Raw genomic sequence first — 14,379 nt, forward strand, 5'->3', positions numbered from 1 at the left:
TCGCCGCGGGCGAAAACGCCCGAGTGTGCGCAACACGACCACGCCACGCCGCGCGTGATGGCGCGCACAAGCGTGCTCGGGTAGCAGGATGTACATCTTGTGGCCTCACCGAGTGAGTCGGAACGGGCCTGACGGAAGTCGCGATCCGTTCGCAAAACGAATAGGGGTACTTGCATGTCCATGGGAGTCGGGCTCAGGATCGGCAGTGTCGTGTCCACCGCGGTGGTGGCGTCGAACGATCCAGGATCCCCGGATCCGGTCGTCATCGTCCGGGACACCGTCCTGCACATGTGCCCGGACGGCACCGCAATTCTCGGCGGGTCGGCGCCACACACGATCGGCGACATCCACACCGTGTCGGGGTTCCTTCCCCGCGTCGGCGACCCGGCCGGTGTCGCGGTCGGCGACGGATCGCGGTACCGCGCCGAAGACCTGGTCGCGGGTGCGATGCGGTGCCTGCTCCGGGAGTGCGAACCTCTCCCCGACCACGGCGGCCGGACCGGCGGCGCCCCCGACATCATGGCCGCCTACCCCACCCGCTGGGACTCGGCCGCCGTCGCGGCGCTCCGCGACGCCCTGGACTACGCCGACATGTCCTACCTGTCCCTCGTCTCGGACGCCGAAGCCGCCGCAGCCTGGTTCGAATCCGAGATCGCGGAGCGTCCCGGGCAGCTGGTCGGCATCTATCACGTCGACGACACGGGCGCGACCGTCGCGCTGATCCGCTCGGGCGTCGAGGCAGGCAAGGCGTTTCGCTTCTCCTCGGGGGGTTCTCCCACGGCCCAGATCGCCACCGCGCTCGGGGCGTTCGGCTGGCTGCCCAGCAACCTCGATGCCGTGGTCGTCACGGGCGACGGCCTGATCGCGCGGGACTCCGCGGCCATTCACGGGTTCGCGAACACCGTCGGTGAGAAGTTCGGTGTGCGCTGTGTCGTCGGCCCGGGTCCCGAGCAGACCGCAGCGCTCGGTGCCGCCATCCGCGCCGCCGGATTCAACCCGACCACTCACAGGGTCACCCCGATCGGGCTGCCGCCGTCGTACGACGTCACCGAGGTGATCGACGCCGTAGTGGGCGAGCCGGTGCCCTCGACCTCGACAACCGCGAGCCGGCCGGCGACGCGCACGCACAACCCCGCGTCGGCCGCGGCGGTGGGCGCCTCCCCTGCCCGGGTGTCGGGCGGAACGGCGGTTGCGACACCGCCGGAACCTCGCGCGGTCGCGCAGTCCGGCGACGAATCCACCGCCGACTCGACGTCCCGGGCGTCCTGGCTGGTCGCCGCAGCAGTCGGACTGGCTCTCGTGCTGGTGGCGATCGTCTTCGTGCTGTTCGTCCTCTGAATGCCTGCCTCCCGGCATCGGTGCAGCGGTGGGGTGAGGCAGTCGAATCGCGACGATGGAACATCGGTGACGCGGGGTGGTTGGTACGCGACCGAGCACCTGAATTCGGTAAATTATTGAGTTCCGTCAGGTTCCGATTCAGATTGCACCGGTGGTGGTGCGCGTCGGCACGGCGTTCGCTCGACGGCTGGGCGACCGCATAACCTGTCACGGTGAGTGAATCAGGCAGCGATCCCGGTCGGTCCCCCTCGGGGCTGCGCGCAGCGCGCCCGGCGGTTGCTCCCCCACTCCGGGACGACCGGTTGAAACTGTTCGCCTTCACCACGGCGGAGAAGCGCGCGGAGTACCTGTGGGTGCTGCGGGCCTTCGACCACGCCCGCGCCAACTACGTCGTCCTGCTCCACGCCGGCGACGTCGCCCGCATTCTGGACGGTCTCGCGGTCGGCGATCCGGCCGGACAACTCGGCGCCGGCGACGTCACCCCCCTGCTCGAGCAACTGCACGTCTGGGAAGTGCTCGAACGCAGCTACGACGGAACCCGCGCCGCGACGCTGGCCGAATACCGGAACCGGCACTTCGTCTATCAGTTCAGCCAGGCCGGCTACCAGGTGTTCCGAGCCGTCGAGGACGCGCTGGCGGCCCGACTCGACGACGCGTCGCTGTCCCGGCTGGCGCTGCCCGACCTCCTCGCCGACATGAACGACCTGGCCGCCGCCAACCGCGCGGCCGACAACGACCTCGTGTACCGGAAACTCAACCGTCTCGACGCGACGCTGTCGGACATGGCCGGACGCGCCGCCCAGTTCTACCTGACCCTCGGCGACCTCGTCCGCACCACGGAGATCACGCCCGAGACGTTCATGTCCCACAAGGACGCTCTCCTCACGCACATGCGCGAGTTCAGCTCCGACCTCTCGCGCTATGCACCGAAACTCGCGGCGGCCATCGCGCTCGTGGAAGACACCGGCGTCGAGACGATGGTGGCGCGGGCCGCCGCCAGCGACGAGCGGGTGTTCCTCGGCATCGAAGAGCGCGAAGCCGATTGGCGCGCGCGGTGGGCGGGATTGACGCATTGGTTCGTCGGGAGCGAGGCCGGTCTCAGCGAGTCGGAACGCCTCCGCGAGGGCACGATGAGCGCCATCGCCGCCGTCCTGTCGCTGCTGCGCCGCGTCACCGAGACCCGCAAGGGCGGTGTCAGCAGGGAGAGCCAATTACGCCACCTCGCAGGCTGGTTCGCCGCCACTCCGACCGAGGACGCCGCGCATGCACTGTTCCAGGCCGTGTTCGACCTCGGGCGTCCGCGCCACCTGTCGATGGTGCATCCGGACGCCGACATCATTCCCGACACGCGGTCGTGGTGGGAGGCCCAGCCCGTGGAGATCTCCCGCACGCTCGCCGAGACGGGACGTCCCCCGTCTCCAGGCCTGCCCGCACGGGTGCACCGCAACGAGGGCAGCGTGCGCCGCCTGCGGGAGGAACAGCTGACCGCGCAACGACTTCGCGCCGCCGCCGCCCAGTCGCTGGCCCGGGGCGGGGTCTACGAACGGGAACTCGACGAGGCCGAAACCGACGTGCTGCTGAGTCTGCTCAACGCCGCGCTGACGGCGCGGGTTCCGGTCAGCGGCCGTGTGAAGAGCAGCACAGGATCGGAGAACGGCGTGAAGCTCACCCTCAGCCCGCACAGCGAATCGACGGTGGTGCGCACCGCCCGAGGACGTCTGCACCTCGACGGACTGCAGGTGAGCGTTCGGTGAAGGCACGGGAGATCTCGCCGCTCGCCCTCGATTCGTATCAGCGCGCCGCCCGCGTCATTCTGTCGAATCACTTGGTGACACAGACCTATCCGGATCGCATCGCACTCCCCCTGCTCCGCCGGTGGGCCACCGAATTACGCGACGATCTGATGACGCTCTTCGGGTACCGACTCGAAGTCACGGAGACGACCGCCCGGCTGTTCACGGTGAGCGACCGACTCGACGCCGGGACCCCGGCCAAGACGGCCACCGACCGCACGTTCGACCGGTACCGCTACGCCTACCTCGCGTTGGCGTTGGCCGCGCTCGGCCGCGCCGGAAACCAGATCGCCCTGTCCGAGCTCGCCGATCACGTGGCCGCCGACGCCGCCCAGGTCGAGGGTGTGGACCTGTCCACGGAACGCGCGTCCGACCGGGATGCGTTCGTCGACGCCGTCGGCTGGCTCGCCGCCCGCGGCGCGATCGCCCTCGCCGACGGCGACGCGGGCGGCTGGGCCGCCAATCCCGATGCGGGAGAGGCGCTCTACGACATCGACAGGTCCGTCGTCATCGCCCTGTTCCGGCCGCCGCGCGCACTGCAGCACCTCCGGTCCATCCGCGGACTGCTCGCCGGTGCGGACGTGGCGACCGAGGACGACACCTCCGAGTTCGGGACCGCCCGGCCGGTCGACGTGAAGGAGACCGCGCGGCAGGTCCGGCGTGCTCTCGTCGAACGGCCCGTGGTCTACGCCGCCGACCTCGACGATGACGAGCTGATGCAACTCGCACTCCCCCGCACCGCAGCCGATGTCGAGTTGCTCACCGGACTGGTCGCGGAGCGGCGTGAGGAGGGTGTCGCGATGATCGACTCCTCCGGACGTCTGTCCGACGTCCGGTTCCCCGGGACGGGAACGGTCGCGCAGGTCGCGCTCCTGCTCGCCGGCGAGATCGCCGATCGCGTACTGGATCCGGACGCTCCGGAGACGGCCCGGATGCCGCTGCCGCGGGCCCGGTTCGACGACCTGATCGAACAGGTCGACAGCGCCATTCCCCAGTCCGGGATCTTCGACAGCCTCGCCGGCCACGACGGATTCGAACCCACAGACCCCGCCCCCGAAGACCGGCTGTTCCCGGTCATCGAGGACGACTGGATCGCCGGCACCGTCCGGACACTGACCGAACGGTTCGGGCGCACGTTCGCCGCCGGCTGGCAGGCAGACCCGGACGGTCTGGGACGCGCGGCGCTGGCGCTGCTCGAGCGGTTACGCCTCACCGCGGCCGTGCCGGGTGGCGTGCTCGCACTCCCGGCACTCGCCCGCTACCGGGGTGTGGTGGTCACGATCCGCGACCGCACACCCGAGATCGACCTGTTCCAGAGCTCAGCGAACGACAGCGAGGAAGTCACAGCATGACGAGTGCGCGTTTCCGGCCCACCCGCGCCGGGATCATCAACCTCTGGGACTACCGCGATCAGGAGTTCTCCTTCGCCGACGGTCGCCTCGTTCTCCGCGGTCCCAACGGTTCCGGCAAGACGAAGGCCCTCGAAGTGCTGTTCCCGTTCGTCTTCGACGGCCGGATCGAACCCCGGCGGCTCAATCCGTTCGCCGGCGAGGAACGCACCATGAAGTCGAACCTGCTGTACCGCGGGCAGGAGAGCGCGTACTCGTACGTCTGGATGGAGTTCTGCCGCGGCGCGAAGGACGACCCCGAGGCCGTCACCGTGGGCATCGGCATGCGCGCCACCCGCACCAACGACAAGGTCACACGCTGGTACTTCGTTGCCGACGGTCGCGTCGGCGTCGACTTCTCCCTACTCGGCAGCGACGACCGTCCGCTCACGAAAAAGCAACTGGGCGAACAGATCGGCACCGACTCCATCACCGACCGGCCGCTCGACTACCGCGCCGCCATCGACGCCCGGATGTTCGGGCTCGGCGTCCAGCGCTACGACCAGCTGATCAACCTCATCCTCACGCTCCGGCGGCCCCAGCTCGCGAAGAACCTCGACCCCAAGGGACTGTCGCAGGCACTCACCGACGGTCTGCGACCGCTCGACGAGCAACTGGTCCTCGAGGCGGCACGCTCGTTCAGCGACATGGAGGAGGTCGGCCGGGCGCTCGAGGGGCTGGCCGCGGCGGACCAGGCGGCACAGAGCTTCGTCGGCGTGTACGCGAAATACCTTCGCCAGCAGGCGCGTACGGACGTCGACCACCTCGCGACCCGTCTGGAGGCCGTCCGATCCGGTATCGCCGCTCTCCATGGGGCGGCAGCGGACCGGGCGCGCAGCCAGGAGAGCCGAGCGGCCGCCGAAGAACGCTTCACCGCCGCCGAACGCGCACTCGACCAGGCCAATGCCACCCTGGACGCACTGAAGCGGTCGACGGCGTACGAAGGGCGGACACAACTCGACGACCTCGCGCAGGCCGTCTCGACGCTCGAGAAGTCGACCGAACTGCAGGCCGAGAAGGCACGCAAGGCGAAGGCGACCCTCGAACAGCGATCCGAGGAGCACGACAAGGCCGGTGACGCCGTCGCCCGCGCCGTCGAGGCGCTCACCCATGCCGAAGACGAGCTTCACCTCGCGGCCGAGGACGCGGGAATCACTTGGACCGCACTCCCCGAGAACGCGCGCACCGACCAGCTGACCGCGGCGCTGCGCGGGCACACCGAAGAACGCGACGGCGACATCCGCGCGGTCCGGGCCGCACTCGCCACCGTCGAGAGGGCGGTCACCGAACGGACCAGGGCCGACGAGGCTGCACGCCGAGGCCAGGAGCAACTCGACACCGCGACGGTCGCCGTTCTCGAGGCCGAGACCGCGGTCGAATCGGCCCGCAGCCGCTGCGCCGGCGAACTCCGATCCTGGTGGACGGAACAGTCGGCCCTCTACGCCGAGATCGACGCGCCCGCTTCACTGTTCGACGTCCTGGACGCCGCCCTCGGCCGGATCGGCGACGACGACACCGCCACCCTGTCGGAGACGCTGACCGAACAGACGACGGACGCCGTCGACGCGCTCCGGTTGCGTCGTCAGCAGTACGACCGCGACGCCGCCGCCGCCGAGGAGGTGATCGCCGCACACGAATCCGCTCGCGCGGCCATCGAATCCGAGCACGACGACGCCCCGCCGCTCTCGACCGCCCGGCAGGACGCCCGGTCCCGGCTGACCGGTGCACCGCTGTGGCGTCTGGTCCGCTTCGCCGACAGTGTCGACGCTGCCGCGGCGGCAGGAATCGAGGCCGCACTGCAGGCCGCGAATCTCCTCGACGGCTGGGTGCCCGTCGACGACGCACTCCCCGACGTCGAATCCGAACAGTTCCTCGTGGCCCTTCCGGCCGGGGATCGGCCCACCGGCACGACCCTCGCGGACGTTCTCGAGGTCGAACAGGACACGGGCGTTCCCAACGATCGCGTGCGCGGGATCCTCGAATCCATCGCCCTCGAATCCCTCGACCTGTCCGAAGGTCCGGTCGGTGTCGCCGAAGATGGTGCGTACCGGCAGGGAATCCAGCGGGGACGCCACACGAAATCGGACGCGGAGTACATCGGAACCACCGCACGGGCCCGCAGGCGCGCCGTCCGTATCGCCGAACTCGACAGGATCCTCGAGGAAACCCGGGCGACCCTCGACGAAGCCCGGGCGTCCGCGGATGCGGCGGCGGCGCTGCTGTCGCGGACCACCGCGGCGGCGCAGGCCCTGCCCCGCACCGGATCGATCCTCACGGCGCTGAAGAAGGTCACCGAATCCGCAGGCGCACTCCGCAGCCGCTCCGACACGGCGACAGCGGTCGGTCGCGAACTCGACCAGGCCATCGCCGACCTGTCCGCGAAGGAGAAGCAGCTCCGGGCCACTGCGTCCACGCACCGGACTCCCCACGTCGCCCGCGAGATCGACTCGCTCGCCGCGGCCGTCCGGCATTTCGAGAAGCAGGGCGAGATGGTGCAACGGTGCAGGCGCGAACACGCCAAGGAGATGGAGCACACCCGCGAGTCCGAGGACCGACTGCACGAGGCGCGCGGCAGCGCGGAGGAGTTCGCGGAAGAAGCTGCCATCGCCGAAGAGGTTCTCGCGCAACAGGTCCAACGCCTCGAGACGCTGCGCGACACGCTGGGATCGGGGGCCGAGCAGTTGGACCGCCAACTCGAGGAGGCGCACGCGCGGATCGAGGCGTGCAAGAAGGAGCAGCGCGACGCCCGCAAGGCGGACAAGGACGCGGGTGAGGCCATCGGTAAAGCCGAGGGCGCGTACAACACCGCCGTCCAGACGCTCCGGCTGGCGCTCACCGAAACGCACGCCGACGCCGCCCGCCTCGCGCCGTATGCCCGGCGCGACCTACTCGAACTCCTCGGCGTCGACGGCGGCCACACCTGGCCGGCGAGCTCGGCGGCGTGGATGAGTGCCGAACAGCTGGTGTATCGGATCCAGAACGCCGACGACGACACCCAGATCCTGCCGCCCGAAGTGGATGCCCTGTTCCGCGCACTGGACGGCGCCACCGAATCGGTGCGGGTCAGCGACTCGGCGCGCAAGTCGACGCGCACCGCGCTCACCACCGCGCTGCAGGACTTCGACGCACAATTGGCGGCCGCCGGCCAGGACTACCGGTTGCAGTGGGACGCCCCGGACGGCGTGACCGTGGTGCAGGTGCAGGACGACGAGGGGTACTCGTCGATCGGCGAGTTCGCCGCCCGCATCGCGTCCGCTCGCTCCGATCAGGAATTGCTGCTCACCGAATCCGAGCGTCGCATCCTGGAGGACGCGCTGCTCACGGGTCTCGCACAGCAGATCCACGAACGGACCGTCGACGCACGCGAACTCATCGCCCGGATGGGCACCGAGATGCGGGAGCGCCGGATGTCGTCCGGCAACACCATCGGCGTCCACTGGGTGCTCGCCGACAACCTCGACGACAGCGCGAAGGCGATCTCCAAACTTCTCGAGCGCGACATCTCGGCGCTGGGGCCGGACGAGCTCGCCACGATGCGCGCCCACTTCGCCCACCAGATCAGGACTGCCCGCGCCGCCCACCCGGAGCGTTCGTACCCGGAGATCCTGGCGTCCGCCCTCGACTACCGGCGGTGGCGGGTGTTCTCGTTCACCCTGATCAGCGGCAACGGCAACGAAGACCGGCTGACCGTCGCCCGGCACAGCGCGCTCTCCGGCGGCGAGCAGTCCGTCTCGCTGCACCTGCCGCTGTTCGCCGCAGCGCACGTCATGCTCGATTCCGCCGACCCCCATGCGCCGCGACTGCTGGCGCTGGACGAAGCGTTCGCCGGCGTCGACGACAACGGCCGGGCCGAACTGCTCGGCCTCAGCGTGCAATTCGACCTCGACCTGTTCATGACCGGGTTCGACCTGTGGATCACGTACGGCGGCGTGCCGGGGTGTGCGCACTACGATCTGGCGCACTCGACAGCCGAGCAGAGCGTCAGCGCCACGCTGCTCGTGTGGTCGGATGGCGAACTACTCGCCGAACACGACGGCACCGACCTGGCGCAGGCGCTCGGTTCGCCCCTCCGCAGGCGCGTCCCGACGCCCGCGGAGGGTGCCCTCGAGTTCGCCTGACCCGTGAGTACTTGTTAACCGCGGGCGGTTAACAAGTACTCACGGGCGCCGGAGGCGCACACCGAGGAGGGCGTCCACGGCGGCGGCGAATTCGCTCGGCGCGTTCGTGTCCGAGCCACCGTGGTCGAGGGCGCGACGGGCCCAGCCGTCGAGGGCGTCGAGCGCCTTCGGGGTGTCGAGATCGTCCGCGAGATGCTGGCGCAGCCGGGCGATCGTGTCGGTGGCAGACTGCGCCGACTCGAGTGCGGCGGCGTCCTTCCACAGCTGCAGCCGGGTGTGGGCGTCGGCGAGAACCTGCTCGGTCCAGGGGCGGTCCTGCCGGTAGTGCCCGGACAGCAGTCCGAGGCGGATGGCGGCCGGGTCGACTCCCTCGCCGCGCAGCTTCGACACGAACACGAGGTTGCCGCGGCTCTTCGACATCTTCTCGCCGTCGAGACCGATCATGCCGGTGTGCACGTAGTGGCGGGCGAAGCGACGGTCGCCCGTGGCCGACTCGGCGTGCGCCGCGGAGTACTCGTGGTGCGGGAAGATCAGGTCGCTGCCGCCGCCCTGCACGTCGAAACCCGAACCGATGCGGTTGAGGGCGATGGCCGAACACTCGATGTGCCAGCCGGGACGCCCGGGACCGAACGGAGACGGCCATGACGGCTCCCCCGGGCGGACCGCACGCCACACCAGGGCGTCGAGGGGATCCTCCTTGCCGGGGCGGTCGGGGTCGCCGCCGCGCTCGGCGAAGAACTTGTCCATCGTCTCGCGGTCGTAGCCGGACTCGTACCCGAACTGCTCGGTCGCGTTGGCACGGAAGTACACGTCGGGGAATTCGGGGTCGTCGACGACGTAGGCGGCGCCGGACGCGACGAACTTCTCGACCATCTCGATCACTTCGCCGATCGACTCCACCGCGCCGATGTAGTCGCGCGGGGGCAGCACCCGCAGGGCTTCCATGTCTTCGCGGAACAGCGCCGTCTCGCGCATGCCGAGGACCACCCAGTCCTCGCCGTCGCGGTTGGCGCGCTCGAACAGCGGGTCGTCGACGTCGGTGACGTTCTGGACGTAGTGCACGTCGTGCCCGGCGTCACGCCAGATCCGGTTCACCAGATCGAACGTCAGGTACGTGGCCGCGTGACCGAGGTGGGTGGCGTCGTAGGGGGTGATACCGCACACGTACATCGTGGCCGTGCGTCCGGGAGTGACGGGACGTACCTGCCGGTCAGCGGTGTCGAACAACCGCAGCGGAGGCCCCTGGCCTGGAACGGACGGGACAGCGGTTTCGGACCAAGACTGCATGAGAGCGAGCCTAGTGGACCCGCATTTCCGCCTCGGAGGGAGCCGCCGCCCCCACGGGCGCCGAACGGCTCCGTCAGAACGCGGGCCACGGAATCGGCCGGTGACCGTTCGGCCGGGGCATCACCGGCGCCGCGAGGAGGTCCACGGAACGCTCGTACAGCGCGGCGACCTCGCCGGACGTGATGTGCTCGCCCAGTCGCGCACCGAAGTCGCCCTCGAGCGAGGAGATCAGTTCCGCGATGTCGACGACGAGGGCGCCCGGCACCTCCGTCCCGGCCCACCCCCACAACACGGTCCGCAGCTTGTTCTCCGTGTGCAGGCAGATGCCGTGGTCGACGCCGTAAACGGAACCGTCGAGCCCCTCGAGTGCGTGGCCGCCCTTGCGGTCGGCGTTGTTGATCAGCACGTCGAGGACCGCCATCCGCTGCAGCCGCGGGTCGTCGGCGTGGATGAGCGCGACCGGTTCGCCGTCCATGTCGGTGGCGCGCAGGATCTCGAACCACCCCTCGGGGACGGCGTCGGGAGCGCAGATGTCGACCAGGTCGAGACCGCCGGTGTCGTCGGCGTGCCGGTCGGGGGTGTCGACCCACCGCTGCACCATGCCCGGGCCGAACGGACCGTCCCGCAGGAGAGTGCGGGGAATCACACTCCACCCGAGCTGTTCGGACACGAGATACGACGCGTATTCACGTCCGGCGAGCGTGCCGTCCGGGAAGTCCCACAATGGACGCTCCCCGCGGACGGGCTTGTACACGCAGCGGACGGTGTTCTCACCCTCGACTGCGTCGCACACGAGGGTGGCGTTACTGGCGTGGGTGATCTGGCCGATGAGGGTCAGCTCGCCGGACTCCAGAGGATCGGACTCCTCGGCAGGCACCCGTCAGTCCTCCTCGTCCATCTCCGGGGTGAGGCCGAAGCTCTGGCCTCGGCGGTACCCGTTGGTCCGGATGCAGATGTGCCCTTCCGGGGCCAGTGGCTCACCGCACAGTGGGCACGGCGCGCGCCCGGCGGCGATGACCCGTTCGGAGCGCAACGAGAAGTCCCGCGCCTGCAACGGGGTGAGGAAGACGCGCACGGCGTCCGGTCCGTCCTCGGAGTCGTCGAGAACGACGGACTCGTCGAACTCCGTCTCACTGACGGCGAGCAGTTCCACCACGACGGCTCCGGCGTCCGCGTCCCAGCCCAGGCCCATCGTGCCGACCCGGAACTCGGCGTCGATCGGGGTGACGAGGGGGCTCGCGTCGTCGAGTTCGGCCCCCTCCGGGGGAACCTCCGTCCCGAACCGGCGGTGCACTTCCTCGAGGAGGAGCCCCATCCGGTCGGCCAGTACCTGCACCTGCTGTTTCTCCAGCAGGACGCTGATCACTCGCGCCTCGTGTACGGCCTGGAGGTAGAACGACCTGTCGCCGGGCTCACCCACCGTCCCGGCAATGAATCGGTCAGGAGTGCGGAATACGTGAATTGCGCGTGACATTGCACCTCCTTCAGCTGGAGCCGGGCCCTACTGCGGCGCTGCCCACTCGTTGTTCCGTCTCGGACTGTTCCTCGCAGCATGTTGCGTTCATTATCCGTCAATCGTCACCGGCGGGGTCCGCCTAATCGTCACCGGCGGGGTCCGCCTAATACTCACAGCCGGACCTCCCCGCCGGGCACCGATCCGGATACTTCGGCGCGGGCCCCGTCTCCGGAGACGGGTGGCGTGTTGACTCCGGACAGATCGGCGCCGGTGTCGTTCATCTTCAGCACGTACGGACGGGTGGAGGTGTACCGGACGACGCTGATCGAGGCCGGCTCGGCGACGATCCGCTGGAATCCGTCGAGGTGCGCGCCGAGGGCGTCGGCGAGGACCGACTTGATGACGTCGCCGTGTGAGCACGCCACCCACACGACGTCCCGGCCGTGCAGTTCGGCGAGCCGCGCATCGTGCTCCCGGACCGCGGCGACGGCCCGGGCCTGGACCTGCGCCAGCCCTTCTCCTCCCGGGAACACTGCGGCGGACGCGTGCTGCTGCACGATCTTCCACAGCGGCTCCTCGAGCAGGACCTTCAGCTCACGACCGGTCCACTCGCCGTAGTCGACCTCGACCAGCCGATGTTCCACCACCGGGGTCAGGCCCCGGGCCCGGGCGAGCGGCTCCACGGTCTGCTCGCACCGCACGAGCGGCGAGTGCACGATCTCCTCGATCGCAACGTCCGCGAGCCGGGACACGATGGCCTGCGCCTGCTCGCGGCCGCGGTCGTCGAGTTCGACTCCCGGTGACCGGCCGGCAAGCGTGTGTGCGGTGTTCGAGGTCGACCGCCCGTGGCGCAGCAGCACAACTGTCATTGGCCCAGCCTAGTGTCGTGCACTCCCCGGCCGCCCGATCTCAGGTGGCCGACACGACGCCGGTCGCGAGAAGCGACAGGACGACCACGCCGAGGATGATGCGGTAGCCGACGAACCAGTACATCGAGTGGTCGACGACGAACCGCAGCAGCCACGCGATCGACGCGTAGCCGATGGCGAACGCGATGACAGTGGCGACGAGGAGCTGCGGGCCGCTCGCGTTGAGGCCTTCACCGGCCGGTTCGAATGCGTCGGGCAGGCTGAACAGCCCGGACGCGACGACCGCGGGGATGGCGAGGAGGAACGAATAGCGCGCGGCGGCTTCGCGGGTGAGTCCGAGGAAGAGTCCGGCACTGATCGTGCCGCCCGACCGGGATACGCCCGGGATCAGGGCGAGCGCCTGCGCCGAACCCATGATGATGCCGTCCTTGGCGCGCAGGTCCTCGACGGGACGCACCTTCCGCCCGTAGTACTCGGCCGCCGCGATGACCAACGCGAACACGATCAGCATGGTGGCGATCAGCCACAGGTTGCGGGCGCCCGTGCGGATCTGGTCCTTGAACAGGAAACCGAGGACACCCACCGGGATCGTGCCGATGATCACATACCAGCCCATCCGGTAATCGAGGTCACCGCGATGCTCGGGGTGGAACAGTCCCCGGAACCACCCGGCGATGATCCGTCCGATGTCGCGGGCGAAGTAGATGAGCACCGCGGCTTCGGTGCCGAGCTGGGTGACGGCGGTGAAGGACGCACCGGCGTCGTCACCGAAGAAGACCTCCGACACGATCCGGAGATGGCCGGACGAGGAGATCGGCAGGAACTCGGTCAATCCCTGGACCGTACCGAGGACAATCGCCTGGAGCCAGGACATCGCCTCGCCCATCACTCACCGGTCCCGAGGTCGAATGTGCCGCTCTGACGCCAATTTCCCATGTCGCGTTCGTAATTCACCGGCGCCACGGTACCGGGGAGGGCGACCTCCGGCAGAATCCGGCGTGGCAGGACCCCTGCCCCGCGATACCCCACTACTCTGCACCTGTGGTGACCGGTCCCGGGGGGCACCAGCATCTTCGGGGGCGACGCCGGGTTGCAGCTACGGTACGAGACGCAGGCGGTTATGGAACAGAGATCGGTCGGAGCAAGCGGGCTACGAGTGTCACGACTCGGCCTGGGCACGCTCACGTGGGGTCGGGACACCGACGGCGACGAGGCCGCGGCGCAGATCGCGGCGTTCGTCGATGCGGGCGGAACGCTCGTCGACACCTCGCCCGCGTACGGCGACGGTGTGGCGCAGCGGATCCTGGCGGAACTGCTCGACGACGTGGTGCCGCGAACGGAACTCGTCCTGAGCTCGAGTTCCGGGATCAACCCGTCGGGTCCCTCACGGATCGACTGCTCGCGACGCGGTCTCGTCGCCCAGCTCGACGCCACCCTGCGCGAACTCGGCACCGACTACCTGGACATGTGGCAGGTCGCCACCTGGGATCCGTTCACGCCGGTCGACGAGGTCGCCGCCACACTCGATTTCGCGGTGGCGAGCGGCCGGGTCCGGTACGTCGGGGCGCGGGGTTACCTCGGGTGGCAGCTGGCCACCGCGGCAGGGGCGTCCCGCGGCACCACGCTCGTCGCCACCCAGGTGGAGTACTCGCTGCTCGCCCGGGGAGTCGAGGAAGAACTCGTTCCGGCCGCGGCGCATCACGGTATCGGTGTGTTCGCTGCGGTGCCGCTCGCCCGCGGGGTCCTGACCGGCAAATACCGCAACGGGATCCCCGTCGATTCCCGCGGTGCCGACGACGCGCACGCGCAGGACGTCCAGAGTTACCTCGGCGACTCGTCCGTCCGAGTGGTCGACGCGGTCGTGACCGCGGCCGACGGGCTCGGCACGTCCCCGCTGGCCGTCGCGCTCGCGTGGGCGCGCGATCGTCCGGGTGTCGCGAGCGCGGTCGTCGGGGCGAGGGACATCGCACAGCTGACCGGAGTGCTCGTCGCCGAGGAGCTGGAGTTGCCTGCCGCGATCGCAGCGGCGCTCGACGACGTCAGCGCCTAGCGTGTGCAGGAGCAGGCAGACGTGCACCTGCAGTTCACGTGCAGGGCAGGCTAACCTGGTGCCCACCGGCCGACGCCCGT

Annotated in this window: 10 protein-coding genes; 5 read left to right on the plus strand and 5 right to left on the minus strand. The window is 69.6% G+C overall.

Annotated features, from left to right (window positions below; genetic code table 11):
* Positions 1-174: 174 nt before the first annotated feature.
* The 4 genes from PSR88_RS04435 to PSR88_RS04450 all read left to right on the plus strand — a co-directional run bounded on the left by PSR88_RS04435 (position 175) and on the right by PSR88_RS04450 (position 8,637).
* Positions 175-1,338 (plus strand): hypothetical protein, encoded by a 1,164-nt coding sequence (locus PSR88_RS04435; protein ID WP_009473546.1) that lies wholly within the window; start codon positions 175-177, stop codon positions 1,336-1,338.
* Positions 1,339-1,640: 302 nt separating this feature from the next.
* Positions 1,641-3,092: a TIGR02677 family protein gene (locus PSR88_RS04440; protein WP_016880766.1), complete on the plus strand. Its 1,452-nt coding sequence runs from the start codon at positions 1,641-1,643 to the stop codon at positions 3,090-3,092.
* Positions 3,089-4,483, plus strand: coding sequence for a DUF2398 family protein (locus tag PSR88_RS04445; protein WP_016880767.1), 1,395 nt, complete (start codon positions 3,089-3,091; stop codon positions 4,481-4,483). The genes PSR88_RS04440 and PSR88_RS04445 overlap by 4 nt, the downstream gene beginning before the upstream one ends.
* Entirely contained in the window at positions 4,480-8,637 is a 4,158-nt protein-coding gene (locus tag PSR88_RS04450) for a TIGR02680 family protein (RefSeq protein WP_016880768.1), read from the plus strand. Before PSR88_RS04445 ends, PSR88_RS04450 begins: the two co-directional genes overlap by 4 nt.
* A gap of 39 nt (positions 8,638-8,676) precedes the next feature.
* Here the strand turns inward: PSR88_RS04450 and mshC are convergent, their stop codons facing one another.
* From mshC to PSR88_RS04475, 5 genes are all read right to left on the minus strand, one after another.
* Entirely contained in the window at positions 8,677-9,924 is a 1,248-nt protein-coding gene (mshC, locus tag PSR88_RS04455; RefSeq protein ID WP_016880769.1) for a cysteine--1-D-myo-inosityl 2-amino-2-deoxy-alpha-D-glucopyranoside ligase, read from the minus strand.
* A 73-nt stretch (positions 9,925-9,997) separates the two neighbouring features.
* A complete protein-coding gene (locus tag PSR88_RS04460) occupies positions 9,998-10,801 on the minus strand; it encodes an SCO1664 family protein (RefSeq protein ID WP_016880770.1) in 804 nt (267 codons plus the stop codon).
* 3 nt (positions 10,802-10,804) lie between these two features.
* Positions 10,805-11,398, minus strand: a complete 594-nt coding sequence (locus PSR88_RS04465; RefSeq protein ID WP_005243068.1) for a DUF3090 domain-containing protein — start codon at positions 11,396-11,398, stop codon at positions 10,805-10,807.
* A 152-nt stretch (positions 11,399-11,550) separates the two neighbouring features.
* Positions 11,551-12,249, minus strand: a complete 699-nt coding sequence (locus PSR88_RS04470) for a histidine phosphatase family protein (RefSeq protein ID WP_011594100.1) — start codon at positions 12,247-12,249, stop codon at positions 11,551-11,553.
* A 40-nt stretch (positions 12,250-12,289) separates the two neighbouring features.
* A complete protein-coding gene (locus PSR88_RS04475) occupies positions 12,290-13,135 on the minus strand; it encodes an undecaprenyl-diphosphate phosphatase (RefSeq protein ID WP_009473554.1) in 846 nt (281 codons plus the stop codon).
* A 234-nt stretch (positions 13,136-13,369) separates the two neighbouring features.
* On the opposite strand from PSR88_RS04475, the gene PSR88_RS04480 reads away from it, so the two are divergent.
* A complete protein-coding gene (locus PSR88_RS04480; protein ID WP_009473556.1) occupies positions 13,370-14,299 on the plus strand; it encodes an aldo/keto reductase in 930 nt (309 codons plus the stop codon).
* The last annotated feature ends 80 nt before the right edge of the window (positions 14,300-14,379 follow it).

The organism is Rhodococcus sp. DK176, from assembly GCF_038447315.2.
Classification (GTDB): domain Bacteria; phylum Actinomycetota; class Actinomycetes; order Mycobacteriales; family Mycobacteriaceae; genus Rhodococcus_F; species Rhodococcus_F jostii_A.